Below are 13,914 nucleotides of genomic sequence, written 5' to 3'. Positions count from 1 at the left end.
CGCTCGGGCCGTATGCTGGCGCATACGACATATACGGAATTGAATATGCTTTATGCATATTCAATTCCTACTTATCCCTCCATACGATGCGGCCCTTTGTGAGGTCGTATGGTGAAAGTTCCAAGGTTACCTTGTCACCAGGGAGAATACGAATGAAATTCATACGTAGCTTTCCACTGATATGAGCAAGTACCTTGTGACCATTTTCTAATTCAACCTGGAACATAGCATTAGGAAGTTTTTCCACAACTGTTCCTTCAATCTCTATTACATCTGCTTTTGACATTCTTTACCTCCATAATAATACTCTCAAACATCGGAGAATACTATATTATTTAGCTGTCAATGACAATATTTCAGGTTCTTTATCTGTTATCAATATTGTATTTTCATAGTGAGCTGACTTTGAACCATCTCTGGTTACGACTGTCCAGTCATCTTCAAGAATCCATACTTTCCAATCTCCAATATTTACCATAGGTTCAATTGCCAAAGTCATTCCCTCGCGCAACTTTGGTCCTCTTCCGACGGTCTTGAAGTTTGGTATTTGTGGTTCTTCATGAAGATTTGAGCCTATTCCATGTCCAACGAGATCTCTTACTACAGAAAATCCTGCATCTTCAACATACTTCTGAATTGCTTGAGAAATATCATGAAGATGATTTCCGGCAGTTGCGAGCTTGATTCCCTCAAAAAAGCTTTCCCTAGTAATATCTATTAATCTCTGATCCTCGTCTGAGATCTGACCAACACCATAAGTACGTGCTGCGTCTGAATGATATCCTTCGTAGATAACTCCGGCGTCTAGACTTACGATGTCTCCCTCTTTGAGAATATTTTTCTTGTTTGGAATTCCATGAACAACCTCGTCATTCACTGAAACACAAATTGATGCAGGATATCCCTCATAATTTAAAAATGATGGTATACATCCCGCCTTGCGGATCATTTCTTCGCCTTTTCTATCAATGTCAAGGGTTGAAATACCCGGCTCGATGATTTCTCCCAATCTATCATGAACATCTGCGAGAATCTTTCCCGCCTCACGCATTTTTTCTATCTCTGAATGAGATTTAATTGTTATAGCCATTTTTTTCCTCCATTGATTTGATTTATTAGCCATACTTTCGCCTATTCGTAGTCGCAACCTAGCCTTGTTGCGGGCTATTTCATATCAATATTTCTAAACGACTATTACTCTAATATTTCTATAATGGCATTAAATACATCTTCGAGATCAACTGTTCCGTCTACCTCACGCATAATGCCTTCTTTTTCATAGTAGTCAATTAGTGGCTGTGTCTGTGTATGATATACCTCGAGACGCTGCTTAACTGTCTCTGGCTTATCATCGTCACGAAGAATAAGATCTCCGCCACATGCATCACATTTACCCTCTACTTTTGTTGGGTTATATTTGATGTGATATGTTCCACCACATGCAACACAAGCTCTTCTTCCAGACATTCTTCTTACAATATTTTCATCTGGAACTTCTACGTTAATTGCGTAGTCCATCTTCTCGCCAATTTTTGCAAGAGCGTCAGTCAAAGCCTCAGCCTGTGGAATTGTACGTGGGAATCCATCAAGTACATATCCCTTCTTAGCATCATCCTGAGCAAGACGATCAACTACCAAATCAACAACTAATTCATCGGGAACAAGAAGTCCCTTATCCATATATGTCTTGGCTTTCTGACCAAGTTCAGTATTCTCTTTGATATTCGCGCGGAAAATATCTCCTGTTGAGATGTGTGGAATTCCGTACTTCTCTGATATTTTCTTAGCCTGTGTGCCTTTTCCTGCACCAGGTGCACCTAACATTACTATCTTCATAGAAATCATCCTTTCATTTAGTCACATTTAAGCAAAGAGTAGGAGGATAGCCCCCTACTCAATTATCTCTAACTACTAATACTCTTGAAATATCAGCAAACGATTCTTAGTGCAAGAATCCCTGATAATTACGAACGAGCAACTGAGATTCAATTTGTTTCAATGTCTCAATAATAACTCCAACAATAATGATAAGTGAAGTTCCGGTAAATGATACGTTTGCTCCGAATGCACCTGAGAAGATGATTGGCAATACGCAAACGATAACCATTGCTACTGCACCAATAAAGATGATACTATTGAGAATAGTTGTAAGGTAGTCCGTTGTTGGTTTACCAGGACGAATTCCTGGAATAAATCCACCCTGCTTCTTCATGTTATTAGAAATCTCAAGCGGATTAAATGTAACGGATGTATAGAAATATGCGAAGAAGATTACGAGTGCGATATACACAAGCAATCCAAGTGTGTACTTGAACTCAGCAAATGAAGTAACATTACACCACTTACTCTGATCGCATACCTTAAGGAATTTCTCCAAAAGTGTAGCTCCGTCTCCAGACTTTGGCTGAACTCCGGCAAAGCTGGCGATAATGATTGGGAGCTGAAGCATAGAACTTGCAAAGATTACTGGGATTACTCCTGCCGTATTAACCTTAAGTGGAATATGGCTAGACTGTCCTCCGAATAATTTGCGTCCCTGCATCTTCTTTGCATACTGTACAGGGATTCTACGCTCTCCATCCTGAAGCCAAACAATAAATACAAACATTGCAACGATGATACCAACAATGATAACTGCAGCAACGATAGCATTTGTTATGTTACCGGCTCCCTTGATGAACTGGTTGTATAATGTAATCAAATCACTTGGAATTCTTGCTACGATATTGATCAACAAGATAATTGAAATACCATTTCCAATTCCTTTTTCTGTGATCTGCTCACCCAACCACATAAGAAATGCTGCACCTGCTGTCATAGCAACTACTGCGATAATAACAGGTGTGTAACCCTCTGATGTGAAAAGGTTCTGATTACGGAAACCAATTACTAATGCAACACCTTCAATAATTGCAAGAACGATAGAAAGATAACGAGTATACTCGTTAAGTTTCTTACGTCCGTCTTCTCCATCTTTCTGCATTTCCTCAAACTTAGGAATTGCAATTGTCAAAAGCTGAATTATGATTGAAGATGTAATATATGGTGTAATGTTCAACGCGAAGATGGACATTCTGGTAAATGATCCACCAGTCATAACATCAAGGAAGTTCAGCGCCTTATTGCTGCTGAGCAAATCCTGAATTGCGTTGGAATTAACACCTGGGACCGGAATGTTACATCCGATTCTTACTATTACAAGTCCCAGAAGAACAAAGAGAAGCTTATTGCGAATCTCTTTGGTCTGGAATGCTCTCTTAATCGTATCCAGCATTAGATCACCTCGGCTTTTCCACCAGCTGCCTGAATCTTTTCAGCTGCACTCTTACTGAATGCATCTACCTTTACATCAAGCTTCTTGGTTAATTCTCCATTTCCAAGGATCTTTACACCATCTCTTGGGTTCTTAACGATTCCCTTCTCGATGAGAGCTTCAACTGTTACCTCAGCTCCATCTTCGAATACGTTCAAGCGATCTACACCGATACCAACGATGTTCTTGCTATTTATATTGGTAAAACCTCTCTTTGGAAGTCGTCTATAAAGTGGCAACTGTCCACCTTCGAAACCAGGTCTTGGTGCACCAGAACGAGCTTTCTGTCCCTTGTGACCCTTACCTGCTGTCTTACCATTTCCTGAACCATGTCCACGTCCACGACGGAATGTATCGTCATGCTTTGAACCTGCTGCAGGCTTTAATTCTGATAAATTCATGGTTTTGGCACCTCCTTGATTATTATTAGATTTCTTCAACCTTGACCAAATGTCTTACTTGTTGAATCATACCACGTACTGCCTTGTTATCAGGCATTTCTACAGTCTTGTTAAGCTTTCTGAGTCCAAGTGCTTCTACAGTCTTTCTCTGCTTTGGCACTGCACCGATTGTTGACTTAACTAATGTGATTTTTAATTTATCTGCCATGAAAAGTCCCTCCTAACTTAACCCAAAACTTCTTCTACGGACAATCCGCGAAGCTTTGCTACTTCTTCTGGAGTCTTAATCTTGTCAAGACCAGCAATTGTAGCAAGTACTACGTTCTGCTTGTTACGAGAACCCAATGACTTTGTACGGATATTCTTAAATCCAGCAAGCTCGAGTACAGAACGCGCTGGACCACCAGCGATGATTCCAGTACCTTCTGGAGATTTCTTCATAAGAACCTCGGCGCTACCAAATTTTCCAATGAAATCATGTGGAATACTTCCATTTTCATCAATAGGTACTTCGATAAGCTTCTTCATTGCATCTTCTTTTCCCTTGCGAATAGCCTCAGGAATTTCAGCTGCTTTTCCTAAACCTGCACCAACGTGTCCATTCTTGTCACCGACAACTACCAACGCAGTGAAGCGCATGTTACGGCCACCTTTAACAACCTTGGTTACACGTTTAATTGACACTACTGTATCTTCTAATTCAAACTGACTAGCATCAATAATTTCACGTTTCATGAGTTATCCTCCTCGTATAATCTGTGTTCGACTTCTTAGAACTGAAGTCCAGCTTCTCTTGCCGCTTCTGCCAATGCCTTCACTTTACCCTGGTAAATATATCCACCACGGTCAAAAACAACTTCCTTGATTCCGTTGTCAAGTGCCTTCTTAGCAATAACAGATCCCAACTTTGTAGCTGCTTCTACGTTGTTTGTCTTCTCCAAACCGTCCTTAACATCACCCTGAAGAGTTGATGCAGATACGATTGTCTTTCCAGCAACATCATCGATAACCTGAGCATACATATGATTGTTACTTCTGAATACTGCCAAACGTGGTCTCTCAGGAGTACCTGACAAACGGCTACGTAATCTTCTATGCTTATTTCTACGAACTTCGCTTCTGTTCACTTTACTAACCATCTATATTACTCCTTTCTACTTCTTACCAGTCTTACCAACCTTGCGGCGGATAACTTCGTCAACATATTTAATACCTTTGCCCTTATATGGCTCTGGTGCTCTCTTCTCACGGATCTCAGCTGCGTACTGTCCAACCTTCTCCTTATCAATTCCCTTGATAATAATCTTGTTCTGTCCATCAACAGTAACCTCAAGATCAGCTGGATCAGTCATCTCTACTGGATGTGAGTATCCAAGGTTGAGCACAAGCTTGTTACCCTGCTTTGCAGCTCTGTAACCAACACCATTTACCTCAAGCTCTTTTACATAACCCTCAGTAACACCAATAATCATATTATTGATAAGTGTTCTTGTCAAACCATGTAAAGACTTCATCTTCTTTAAGTCGTTTGGACGAGAAACCTTAACTTCTTCTCCGTCCTTCTCAATCTTCATTTCCGCAGGCAATACTCTCTCAAGTGTTCCCTTTGGTCCTTTAACTGTCACCTTATTATTTTCTGCAATATCTACAGTTACGCCTGCAGGTATCGCGATAGGCAATCTTCCAATTCGTGACATTTGCCGTACCTCCTATATTTATCTTTGTCAGTAAAGGGGGGAACATTTATCTAGGTAAAATGTTCCGCCTCCGCACTCGCAAGTAAAATCCTACCAAACGAATGCCAAAACCTCTCCACCAACGTTCAACTTACGTGCTTCTTTGTCTGTAATAACGCCCTTATTTGTTGAAATAATAGCGATTCCAAGACCACCGAGAACCTTTGGAAGCTCTTCAGCGTTGGCGTAAATACGCAAACCTGGCTTAGAGATTCTCTTGAGACCTGAAATGATCTTTTCATTCTTGTCTTTTCCGTATTTCAAAGTAATACGAATTGCCTTAAATCCATCTTTATCAACAATATCAAACTTACTGATATATCCTTCTTTTACAAGAATCTCTGCGATAGCAGTCTTCATCTTAGAAGCAGGAATATCAACTGTATCGTGCTTTGCAGTATTTGCATTACGAATTCTTGTAAGCATATCTGCAATAGGATCGCTCATTGTCATTCTAAGTTTCCTCCTTAAATCTACATATTACCAGCTTGCTTTTTTAACACCTGGAATCTGTCCCTTGTATGCCAACTCACGGAAGCAAATTCTGCAAATTCCGTACTTTCTCAAGTAAGCATGTGGACGACCACAAATCTTGCAACGACTATACTCTCTTGTAGAGAACTTTGCTTTACGCTGCTGCTTAACCTTCATAGACTTCTTAGCCATGAATAACCCTCCTAACTATTTCTTGAACGGCATACCAAACTGTGCCAATAACTCGCGTGCTTCTTCGTCTGTGCCAGCTGTAGTAACAAAAATAATGTCCATACCTCTGACTTTGTCTACCTTATCGTACTCGATTTCAGGGAAAATAAGCTGCTCCTTGATTCCGAGTGCATAGTTTCCACGACCATCAAATGCATTAGGATTAACTCCACGGAAGTCACGTACTCGTGGAAGTGCAAGGTTAACCAAACGATCAACGAACTCATACATCTTCTCTCCACGAAGAGTAACTTTACAACCAATAGGCTGTCCCTCACGAAGTTTAAAGTTAGCTACAGACTTCTTAGCTCTTGTAACTACTGCCTTCTGACCAGCAATAATCTCAAGATCACTAATAGCTGAATCCAAAACCTTGGAATTTTCCTTTGCTTCACCAACGCCCATGTTGATTACAACCTTTTCGAGCTTTGGTACTTGCATAACATTAGCATATTCAAATTTTTTCTGCATATTAGGAACGATCTCGTTCAAATATGTCTCTTTTAATCTACTCAACTAAAGTACCTCCTCTTATTAATCAATTACAGCGCCAGTAGCTTTTGCGTAGCGTACTTTATTCTTACCATCTTCAGTCTTGAAGCCGATTCGAGATACCTTTCCATCAACAACATACATAACATTTGAGATATCAAATGCAGCTTCCTCTTCAACGATTCCGCCCTTAGCATTAGACTGATTAGGCTTAACATGTTTCTTAACTTTATTAACGCCTTCAACTTTGACTTTACCATCTTTTACTTCGATGACTTTGCCTTCTTTACCTTTATCTACACCAGCAATAACTCTTACAGTATCGCCTTTCTTTATCTTTGATGTTGCCACAAGAACACCTCCTTATAATACTTCCGGAGCTAGAGAAACAATCTTCATAAACTGCTTATCTCTCAACTCTCTAGCTACAGGTCCAAAAATACGAGTTCCTCTTGGGGTCTTATCATCTTTGATAATAACCGCTGCGTTTTCATCAAAACGTATATATGAACCGTCCGGACGACGAATCTCTTTGACTGTACGAACTACAACAGCCTTAACTACGTCACCTTTCTTAACAACTCCACCTGGTGTTGCATCTTTGACCGTAGCAACGATAATATCGCCAACTGCTGCATATCTTCTAACGGAACCTCCGAGAACACGGATGCAAAGTAATTCCTTGGCACCTGTGTTATCAGCAACTCTAAGTCTCGTTTCCTGTTGTACCATAATTACCTCCATTCTTGTGTAGGTTACCTACACTTTACATTATGATATATAATACTTAAACTTTGTTACTAAAACAGAAGAATTATCTTGCTTTCTCGATAATCTCAACAAGTCTCCATCTCTTATCTTTAGACAAAGGTCTAGTTTCCATAACTTTTACTCTGTCACCAATATTACATTCATTCTGCTCATCATGAGCCTTAAGCTTGTAAGTTCTCTTTACGATCTTTCCGTAAAGCGGATGCTTAACGTTGTCTACTACTGCAACAACAACAGTCTTGTCCATCTTATTGCTTACAACCTTACCTATACGAGTTTTTCTAAGATTTCTTTCCACAACAAATCCTCCTTTCTACTAGTTAGAAGCCTTCTGCTCCATAGACATTACAGTCTGAATACGAGCAATATTACGTCTTACTTCTTTTATTCTACTTGTATTGTCAAGTTGGTTTGTTGCGTTCTGGAATCTAAGGTTAAACAATTCCTTCTTAGCAGCTACTAACTCGTCATTTAATTCAGCAACTGATTTGCCATTCAAATCATTCATAAATTCACTACTCTTCACTGCCGTTACCTCCTTCTAAATCTGCACGTGAAACGACTTTACATTTCACTGGAAGTTTGTGTGTTGCAAGACGAAGAGCTTCACGAGCAACCTCTTCAGGTACGCCTGCGATCTCAAACATTACACGTCCTGGCTTAACTACGGCTACCCAATACTCAAGAGCACCTTTACCTTTACCCATTCGAGTTTCAGCAGGAGTCTTTGTTACTGGCTTGTCTGGGAAAATCTTGATCCAAACTTTACCACCACGCTTGATATAACGTGTCATAGCAATACGGGCTGCCTCTATCTGATTAGATTTAATCCAAGCTGGCTCTGTAGCAACGATACCATATTCACCATAAGTGATCTTGTTACCGCGTGTAGCTTTACCTCTCATAGAGCCACGAAACTGTTTACGATGTTTTACTCTCTTTGGCATTAACATTATTTATCGCTCCCTTCCTTTTTTCCACCTTTGGTTGGAAGTACTTCACCGTGGTAAATCCATGTTTTAACACCAATCTTACCATAAGTAGTATTTGCCTCAGCAAATCCATAGTCGATGTCTGCACGAAGTGTCTGAAGAGGAATATTTCCCTCGCTATAGAACTCTGTACGAGCCATATCAGCTCCACCAAGACGTCCTGAGCAAGATGTCTTAATTCCCTTAGCGCCTGCTCTCATTGCACGTCCCATGCATGACTTCATAGCACGACGGAATGAGATACGATTCTCAAGCTGCTGAGCAATATTCTCTGCAACGAGCTGAGCATCGCTGTCAGGTCTCTTAACTTCCTTGATATCAACAAGGATCTTCTTGTCAGAGAACTTCTGCAACTGAACTTTAAGCTTCTCAATCTCTGCTCCACCTTTACCGATTACTACACCAGGCTTAGCAGTATATACATAAACTTTAATCTTATCTGCAGTTCTCTCGATTTCAACCTTTGAGATTCCTGCATGATACAACTTCTTCTTTAAAAACTCACGAATTTTGTAATCTTCTACAAGATTGTCAGCGAAATTCTCAGGCTCTGCGAACCATCTGGATTCCCAATCCTTGATAACGCCAACTCTTAAACCATGAGGATTAACTTTTTGTCCCATTATTGATCTCCTTTCTACTATCTCTCATTCAAGATTACTGTAATATGGCTCATTCTCTTCTCGATTCTGTATGCCATACCACGAGCTCTTGGGCGGATTCTCTTCATTGTAGTTGCTTTGTTAGCAAAGCACTCGTCTACGTAGAGATTTTCTGGGTCCATTCCATTATTATTCTCAGCATTTGCAATTGCAGACTTCAAAAGCTTCTCAATTACTGCTGATGCATATCTAGGATTATATGCTAAAATACCAAGTGCAGTCTGCACGTCTTTTCCGCGAATAGCATCTAATACAAATCCAGCTTTCTGAGCAGAAATACGAGCATAAGACAACTTTGCAGATGGTCTATTATCTTTATTTTGGTTTCTTTCTTTCTTTATCTGTGATCTATGTCCTTTAGCCACGGATGAAACCTCCTTTCAGTAATTCAACTATAAATTCCGTAGGAAAATGGTCCGTCAAAGACCTCTCAATTCCTAACGGCCTTTCTTCTCATCTTTACCATGTCCACGATAAGTTCTTGTAGCAACGAACTCACCAAGCTTATGTCCAACCATGTCTTCTGTAATATATACAGGCACATGTTTTCTTCCGTCATGAACAGCTATTGTATGACCAACCATGCTCGGAAAAATTGTTGAACGACGTGACCATGTTTTAATTACTTGTTTATCTCCAGATTCGTTCATGGCATCAATCTTTTTCAAGAGATGCGCATCAGCGAATGGTCCTTTTTTTAATGAACGAGCCAATTCATTTACCTCCTTTATTTAGCAAGTGCTTTACCGTCTCTACGACGAACAATCATCTTGTTAGACTGCTTATTCTTCTTTCTTGTCTTAAGACCAAGAGCAGGTTTACCCCAAGGTGTACATGGACCTGGACGACCGATACCAGTCTTACCTTCTCCACCACCATGTGGATGGTCATTAGGGTTCATAACAGAACCACGAACTGTTGGGCGGATACCCATATGACGTTTACGACCTGCTTTACCGATGTTGATAAGGTTGTGTTCACCATTTCCAACCTGACCAACTGTAGCACGGCAAATGATTGGAACCATTCTCATCTCACCTGAAGGCATACGAAGTGTTGCGTACTTTCCTTCTTTAGCCATGAGCTGAGCACCATTTCCTGCTGAACGAACGAACTGTCCACCGTGACCAGGATACAACTCGATGTTGTGTACTACTGTACCAACCGGAATATCCTTAAGCTCTAAGCAGTTACCTACTTTAATCTCGGCTTTCTCGCCGTTCATAACCTGCATACCAACCTTAAGTCCAGCTGGTGCAAGAATATATGCTTTCTCACCATCTGCATAGCAGATAAGTGCGATATTTGCTGTACGATTTGGATCATACTCAATGCTTTTAACTGTAGCAGGAATACCATCCTTATTTCTCTTAAAGTCAATGATTCTGTACTTTCTTCTAGAACCGCCTCCACGGTGTCTTACAGTGATCTTACCCTGAGCATTACGTCCTGCATGCTTTGCGAGTGAAGTTGTAAGAGACTTCTCAGGAGTAGTCTTTGTAATCTCTGCAAAGTCATGTCCTGACATCTGTCTTCTAGAAGGTGTATATGGGTTAAATGTCTTAATTCCCATTTGTTACACTCCTTTCAAATTTACATTATATTAAATGTGATCTTATAGTCCTTCAAAAATCTCGATATCCGCGCTATCCTCTGTCAACTGGACGATTGCTTTCTTTCTCTTAGCAGTCTTTCCTGTTGTCATACCACGTCTGCGACTCTTACCGTCGCAATTCATAGTGTTAACCTTAGCAACTTTTGTGCCTGCGAACATCTTCTCTACTGCATCTTTAATCTGAGCTTTAGTAGCATCTGTGTGTACATAAAATGTATATTTCTTGTACTCCATACCAGCCATAGACTTCTCAGTGATTACAGGCTTAGAGATTACATCATAATACTTCAAATCTGCCATTATGCGTACACCTCCTCGATTGCTTTTACAGCATCCTTAGTAAGAATTACATTATCATACTTAAGAATGTCATATACGTTGATAGAGTTTGCATAGATTCCTCTTGCTGTAGGAATGTTACGAACTGAAAGTGTAGCATTCTTGTTATCAGCCTCAACTACTACCAATGCTTTACTTGTCTCAAGATTATCCATGAGACTCTTGATTGCCTTAGTCTTAGGAGCATCAAGACTCATCTCATCTACTACGAAGAGCTTGTTCTCGCTAACCTTAGCTGACAATGCAGCCTTAAGAGCAGCTGACTTCTCTTTCTTGTTCATCTTGAATGAATAATCTCTTGGAACTGGTGCGAATACTACTCCGCCACCTTTCCACTGTGGAGAACGGATAGAACCCTGTCTTGCATGTCCTGTTCCCTTCTGTCTCCATGGTTTTCTTCCTCCGCCGCGAACTTCTGAACGAGTCTTCGCTTTCTGAGTTCCCTGACGCTTATTTGCAAGTTGTAATACAACTGCCATGTGAACTAAATGTTCATTTATTGGAGCAGCAAAGATAGAATCGTTCAATTCGATTTTTCCTGTCTCTTTGCCTTCCATATTATAAACAGATACGCTTGCCATCTGTGTAATCCTCCTTTCCGAAAGTTATGCCTTTACGGATTCTTTGATTATAACTGTTGATTTCTTAGGTCCCGGTACTGCACCCTTAACGAGGAGAAGATCATTCTCAGCGTCAACCTTAACTACCTCAAGGTTCTGGATGGTAACCTTTACTGCACCCATCTGACCAGGCATCTTCTTTCCTTTGAATACCTTACTTGGATCAGATGCGGAACCGTTAGAACCAGCATGTCTATGAAATTTGGAGCCGTGACCCATAGGTCCTCTGGACTGTCCGTGACGCTTAATAGCACCCTGGAATCCCTTACCTTTGCTTGTTGCGGTTACATCAATCTTGTCACCGGCTTCAAAGATATCTGCTTTAATCTCTTGTCCTAACTCAAACTCCTCTGCGTTCTCAAACTTGAACTCTGTGAGGAATCTCTTGTTATCAACACCTGCTTTTGCAAAGTGTCCTTTTTCAGGCTTATTGACCAACTTCTCACGAATTTCGCCATATCCTACCTGAACTGCGCTGTAACCATCAGTCTCTTCATTCTTGATCTGAGTTACTACGACTGGACCAGCCTTAAGCACAGTAACTGGTGTCAAAACACCGTCTTCGTTGAAAATCTGTGTCATTCCAACTTTTGTAGCTACAATAGCTTTTTTCATTTTTCTTACCTCCTAAATTATCTACAGCGGATCGTTTTCATATCTTGTCCTCTGGACCGGCTCACGCCTTTATCGCGTCTTTTCCTCTTTCCCGAGGAAAATGTTCCGAGCTTCGCGGCAAACATCTCAGCTTGCCAAGATAGCGGAAAGCAATCATCCTAGATGGCCATGGACTCTGAACCGGAGAATCTCGACCTAATTAGGACCAGGGCCTGCTTTTGCCCTGTCACATTCATCCCGACTTCCCTTGAAGCCTTTAACTATAAATGAATGCTTCTTGCGATCTTGCATCACTTGATCGCTTATCTTCTATATAATAAGATGAAGTCGTGGATTATTTCATCTTAATATCGATTGCTACACCAGCAGGCATCTCGAGTCTTGTCAATGCATCTACTGTTTTCTGTGATGGCTTAATCACATCGATCAATCTCTTGTGAGTTCTCTGCTCGAACTGCTCACGGGAGTCTTTGTACTTATGTACAGCTCTAAGAATAGTAACAACTTCCTTCTTAGTTGGAAGTGGAACTGGTCCACTAACCTTTGCTCCTGATTTTTTTACTGTGTCGATAAGCTTTCTTGCAGCGTTATCGATTAATTGATGATCGTATGCTTTTAAAATGATTCTAATTGTCTGTTGACTTGCCATAAAAAAAGCCGCCTCCTTTTCGTACTGAATAATTTTATAGTACGACAAGTGGTGACTGTACACTCATCCGTGTGTATCGCTCCGGTTCATTCAAAAATCCGCCATAGGCGGTATGCGACTCACACGTTTATCTGCTCTTAGGCAGAAGCTATGTTACGTACAGTGACTTGCCGTCAGGTTTACCGACCAACTACGTGGTCTCTTGACATTCGCTCCACGGAAAACCCGCTAAATTCTTAGCGGCAACCTCGCGCTTCTTCGCTATCATGTCACAGCAACTAATATTTTACACTAATTCTTTTGAAAATGCAAGTACTTTTTTTAAAAATTTTCAAACACACTTCTGCACACTATATCATAACTTATTAAATATAATCAAAAATCCCCTGTATTGCATCCGATACTACCACATCTCCCTTCCCTTAGGCTCTCCCCAATCATATTTCATCAATCTGAGTTTGCCACCATAAGCTGCCATCCGTTCTTCTAGGCTTTTATGGCGCACTTTCTTTGACAAGACAATATCGGAACCGTCAATTCTGATATCAATTTCGTCCTCCACTTTCATGCCTGCATCCTCAAGAACGCTAGCTGGAATCCTTATCCCACAGCTATTGCCCCACGATTTAATCTTGGTCGTCATAAACATCACCTCTCAAACCACGTATATACCTCGCGACTTTCATTGTCAACAGATTTAGCAATAAAACTTTGCCCCTTAAAATCATGACCACCGGCTTAGCCGGTGGTTTGTTCTGCGGCTATAAGCCGCTGTTCCCTGCTTGCGTCTAAAGACGCACTGAACAGTCCGCCAACCGCACTACATTTTCTGGCAGAGCCCCTTGGGCTCATGAATTTACTTGCCTTGTTTTACCGGCTCACCCGTAAACGGGTCATAATACTCTTTCAATGACATTTGATCGTATTCCAAATCCTCTTGTATCTGATTACGTATATACTCCTGTATTTTCTTTGCATTTTTCCCAACAGTATCTACATAATAA

General features: G+C 40.7%; 26 protein-coding genes and 1 pseudogene. All 27 read right to left on the bottom strand.

All coding sequences use genetic code 11. The features are described from left to right. Positions 1-67: 67 nt before the first annotated feature. Positions 68-286 carry a translation initiation factor IF-1 gene (infA, locus tag L877_RS0110625; protein WP_022341210.1) on the bottom strand — a complete coding sequence of 73 codons (219 nt, stop codon included), beginning with the start codon at positions 284-286 and terminating at the stop codon, positions 68-70. Positions 287-331: 45 nt separating this feature from the next. Continuing rightward, positions 332-1,090: a type I methionyl aminopeptidase gene (map, locus tag L877_RS0110620; RefSeq protein ID WP_026836055.1), complete on the bottom strand. Its 759-nt coding sequence runs from the start codon at positions 1,088-1,090 to the stop codon at positions 332-334. Between the two features lie 104 nt (positions 1,091-1,194). Beyond that, on the bottom strand, positions 1,195-1,836 hold the full coding sequence (locus L877_RS0110615; RefSeq protein ID WP_026836054.1) for an adenylate kinase: 642 nt from the start codon (positions 1,834-1,836) through the stop codon (positions 1,195-1,197). Positions 1,837-1,942: 106 nt separating this feature from the next. After that, positions 1,943-3,274, bottom strand: coding sequence for a preprotein translocase subunit SecY (secY, locus tag L877_RS0110610; RefSeq protein ID WP_026836053.1), 1,332 nt, complete (start codon positions 3,272-3,274; stop codon positions 1,943-1,945). After that, positions 3,274-3,714: a 50S ribosomal protein L15 gene (gene rplO, locus L877_RS0110605; protein WP_026836052.1), complete on the bottom strand. Its 441-nt coding sequence runs from the start codon at positions 3,712-3,714 to the stop codon at positions 3,274-3,276. Before rplO ends, secY begins: the two co-directional genes overlap by 1 nt. Before the next feature lie 25 nt (positions 3,715-3,739). After that, complete coding sequence (rpmD, locus tag L877_RS0110600) at positions 3,740-3,922, bottom strand: 50S ribosomal protein L30 (RefSeq protein ID WP_026836051.1); 183 nt, start codon at positions 3,920-3,922, stop codon at positions 3,740-3,742. A gap of 17 nt (positions 3,923-3,939) precedes the next feature. Then, entirely contained in the window at positions 3,940-4,449 is a 510-nt protein-coding gene (gene rpsE / locus L877_RS0110595; RefSeq protein ID WP_026836050.1) for a 30S ribosomal protein S5, read from the bottom strand. Positions 4,450-4,484: 35 nt separating this feature from the next. Next, entirely contained in the window at positions 4,485-4,853 is a 369-nt protein-coding gene (gene rplR, locus L877_RS0110590) for a 50S ribosomal protein L18 (RefSeq protein ID WP_026836049.1), read from the bottom strand. Positions 4,854-4,868: 15 nt separating this feature from the next. Then, a complete protein-coding gene (gene rplF / locus L877_RS0110585; RefSeq protein WP_026836048.1) occupies positions 4,869-5,411 on the bottom strand; it encodes a 50S ribosomal protein L6 in 543 nt (180 codons plus the stop codon). A 90-nt stretch (positions 5,412-5,501) separates the two neighbouring features. Continuing rightward, positions 5,502-5,903, bottom strand: a complete 402-nt coding sequence (gene rpsH, locus L877_RS0110580) for a 30S ribosomal protein S8 (RefSeq protein ID WP_026836047.1) — start codon at positions 5,901-5,903, stop codon at positions 5,502-5,504. A 27-nt stretch (positions 5,904-5,930) separates the two neighbouring features. After that, positions 5,931-6,116, bottom strand: a complete 186-nt coding sequence (locus tag L877_RS0110575) for a type Z 30S ribosomal protein S14 (RefSeq protein ID WP_026836046.1) — start codon at positions 6,114-6,116, stop codon at positions 5,931-5,933. A gap of 15 nt (positions 6,117-6,131) precedes the next feature. Further along, entirely contained in the window at positions 6,132-6,671 is a 540-nt protein-coding gene (gene rplE, locus L877_RS0110570; RefSeq protein WP_026836045.1) for a 50S ribosomal protein L5, read from the bottom strand. A gap of 18 nt (positions 6,672-6,689) precedes the next feature. After that, complete coding sequence (rplX, locus tag L877_RS0110565; protein ID WP_026836044.1) at positions 6,690-6,998, bottom strand: 50S ribosomal protein L24; 309 nt, start codon at positions 6,996-6,998, stop codon at positions 6,690-6,692. A 12-nt stretch (positions 6,999-7,010) separates the two neighbouring features. Beyond that, positions 7,011-7,379 (bottom strand): 50S ribosomal protein L14, encoded by a 369-nt coding sequence (gene rplN / locus L877_RS0110560; RefSeq protein ID WP_026836043.1) that lies wholly within the window; start codon positions 7,377-7,379, stop codon positions 7,011-7,013. 82 nt (positions 7,380-7,461) lie between these two features. Next, positions 7,462-7,716, bottom strand: a complete 255-nt coding sequence (gene rpsQ / locus L877_RS0110555) for a 30S ribosomal protein S17 (RefSeq protein ID WP_026836042.1) — start codon at positions 7,714-7,716, stop codon at positions 7,462-7,464. 18 nt (positions 7,717-7,734) lie between these two features. After that, positions 7,735-7,944, bottom strand: coding sequence for a 50S ribosomal protein L29 (gene rpmC, locus L877_RS0110550; RefSeq protein ID WP_026836041.1), 210 nt, complete (start codon positions 7,942-7,944; stop codon positions 7,735-7,737). Then, a complete protein-coding gene (rplP, locus tag L877_RS0110545) occupies positions 7,934-8,371 on the bottom strand; it encodes a 50S ribosomal protein L16 (RefSeq protein ID WP_026836040.1) in 438 nt (145 codons plus the stop codon). Before rplP ends, rpmC begins: the two co-directional genes overlap by 11 nt. Continuing rightward, complete coding sequence (gene rpsC / locus L877_RS0110540; protein WP_026836039.1) at positions 8,371-9,033, bottom strand: 30S ribosomal protein S3; 663 nt, start codon at positions 9,031-9,033, stop codon at positions 8,371-8,373. Before rpsC ends, rplP begins: the two co-directional genes overlap by 1 nt. A 17-nt stretch (positions 9,034-9,050) precedes the next feature. Next, positions 9,051-9,437 carry a 50S ribosomal protein L22 gene (rplV, locus tag L877_RS0110535; protein WP_034785696.1) on the bottom strand — a complete coding sequence of 129 codons (387 nt, stop codon included), beginning with the start codon at positions 9,435-9,437 and terminating at the stop codon, positions 9,051-9,053. A 72-nt stretch (positions 9,438-9,509) separates the two neighbouring features. Beyond that, positions 9,510-9,785, bottom strand: coding sequence for a 30S ribosomal protein S19 (gene rpsS / locus L877_RS0110530; RefSeq protein WP_026836037.1), 276 nt, complete (start codon positions 9,783-9,785; stop codon positions 9,510-9,512). A 14-nt stretch (positions 9,786-9,799) separates the two neighbouring features. Then, the gene (gene rplB / locus L877_RS0110525) at positions 9,800-10,645 is read right to left on the bottom strand and encodes a 50S ribosomal protein L2 (protein WP_026836036.1); all 846 of its coding nucleotides are present in this window, start codon (positions 10,643-10,645) and stop codon (positions 9,800-9,802) included. Between the two features lie 42 nt (positions 10,646-10,687). Further along, positions 10,688-10,987: a 50S ribosomal protein L23 gene (gene rplW / locus L877_RS0110520; RefSeq protein ID WP_026836035.1), complete on the bottom strand. Its 300-nt coding sequence runs from the start codon at positions 10,985-10,987 to the stop codon at positions 10,688-10,690. Then, the gene (gene rplD / locus L877_RS0110515) at positions 10,987-11,607 is read right to left on the bottom strand and encodes a 50S ribosomal protein L4 (RefSeq protein ID WP_026836034.1); all 621 of its coding nucleotides are present in this window, start codon (positions 11,605-11,607) and stop codon (positions 10,987-10,989) included. Before rplD ends, rplW begins: the two co-directional genes overlap by 1 nt. Positions 11,608-11,631: 24 nt before the next feature. Continuing rightward, entirely contained in the window at positions 11,632-12,261 is a 630-nt protein-coding gene (rplC, locus tag L877_RS0110510) for a 50S ribosomal protein L3 (protein ID WP_026836033.1), read from the bottom strand. Between the two features lie 334 nt (positions 12,262-12,595). Next, positions 12,596-12,910, bottom strand: a complete 315-nt coding sequence (gene rpsJ, locus L877_RS0110505) for a 30S ribosomal protein S10 (protein ID WP_026836032.1) — start codon at positions 12,908-12,910, stop codon at positions 12,596-12,598. A gap of 403 nt (positions 12,911-13,313) precedes the next feature. Beyond that, complete coding sequence (locus L877_RS0110500; protein ID WP_026836031.1) at positions 13,314-13,553, bottom strand: AbrB/MazE/SpoVT family DNA-binding domain-containing protein; 240 nt, start codon at positions 13,551-13,553, stop codon at positions 13,314-13,316. Between the two features lie 213 nt (positions 13,554-13,766). After that, positions 13,767-13,914: pseudogene (locus L877_RS13070) on the bottom strand (IS200/IS605 family transposase); the annotation flags it as partial.

The organism is Eubacterium xylanophilum ATCC 35991 (assembly GCF_000518685.1).
GTDB lineage: Bacteria > Bacillota > Clostridia > Lachnospirales > Lachnospiraceae > Eubacterium_F > Eubacterium_F xylanophilum.
Note: the sequence above shows the minus strand (reverse complement) of the source record. Positions and strands in the feature narration are given on the sequence as shown.

Coding starts and splice junctions, on each gene's coding strand:
- infA (WP_022341210.1), bottom strand. CDS start 286: ATGTCAAAAGCAGATGTAATAGAGATTGAAGGAACAGTTGTGGAAAAA.
- map (WP_026836055.1), bottom strand. CDS start 1,090: ATGGCTATAACAATTAAATCTCATTCAGAGATAGAAAAAATGCGTGAG.
- L877_RS0110615 (WP_026836054.1), bottom strand. CDS start 1,836: ATGAAGATAGTAATGTTAGGTGCACCTGGTGCAGGAAAAGGCACACAG.
- secY (WP_026836053.1), bottom strand. CDS start 3,274: ATGCTGGATACGATTAAGAGAGCATTCCAGACCAAAGAGATTCGCAAT.
- rplO (WP_026836052.1), bottom strand. CDS start 3,714: ATGAATTTATCAGAATTAAAGCCTGCAGCAGGTTCAAAGCATGACGAT.
- rpmD (WP_026836051.1), bottom strand. CDS start 3,922: ATGGCAGATAAATTAAAAATCACATTAGTTAAGTCAACAATCGGTGCA.
- rpsE (WP_026836050.1), bottom strand. CDS start 4,449: ATGAAACGTGAAATTATTGATGCTAGTCAGTTTGAATTAGAAGATACA.
- rplR (WP_026836049.1), bottom strand. CDS start 4,853: ATGGTTAGTAAAGTGAACAGAAGCGAAGTTCGTAGAAATAAGCATAGA.
- rplF (WP_026836048.1), bottom strand. CDS start 5,411: ATGTCACGAATTGGAAGATTGCCTATCGCGATACCTGCAGGCGTAACT.
- rpsH (WP_026836047.1), bottom strand. CDS start 5,903: ATGACAATGAGCGATCCTATTGCAGATATGCTTACAAGAATTCGTAAT.
- L877_RS0110575 (WP_026836046.1), bottom strand. CDS start 6,116: ATGGCTAAGAAGTCTATGAAGGTTAAGCAGCAGCGTAAAGCAAAGTTC.
- rplN (WP_026836043.1), bottom strand. CDS start 7,379: ATGGTACAACAGGAAACGAGACTTAGAGTTGCTGATAACACAGGTGCC.
- rplP (WP_026836040.1), bottom strand. CDS start 8,371: ATGTTAATGCCAAAGAGAGTAAAACATCGTAAACAGTTTCGTGGCTCT.
- rpsC (WP_026836039.1), bottom strand. CDS start 9,033: ATGGGACAAAAAGTTAATCCTCATGGTTTAAGAGTTGGCGTTATCAAG.
- rplB (WP_026836036.1), bottom strand. CDS start 10,645: ATGGGAATTAAGACATTTAACCCATATACACCTTCTAGAAGACAGATG.
- rplW (WP_026836035.1), bottom strand. CDS start 10,987: ATGGCAGATTTGAAGTATTATGATGTAATCTCTAAGCCTGTAATCACT.
- rplD (WP_026836034.1), bottom strand. CDS start 11,607: ATGGCAAGCGTATCTGTTTATAATATGGAAGGCAAAGAGACAGGAAAA.
- rplC (WP_026836033.1), bottom strand. CDS start 12,261: ATGAAAAAAGCTATTGTAGCTACAAAAGTTGGAATGACACAGATTTTC.
- rpsJ (WP_026836032.1), bottom strand. CDS start 12,910: ATGGCAAGTCAACAGACAATTAGAATCATTTTAAAAGCATACGATCAT.
- L877_RS0110500 (WP_026836031.1), bottom strand. CDS start 13,553: ATGACGACCAAGATTAAATCGTGGGGCAATAGCTGTGGGATAAGGATT.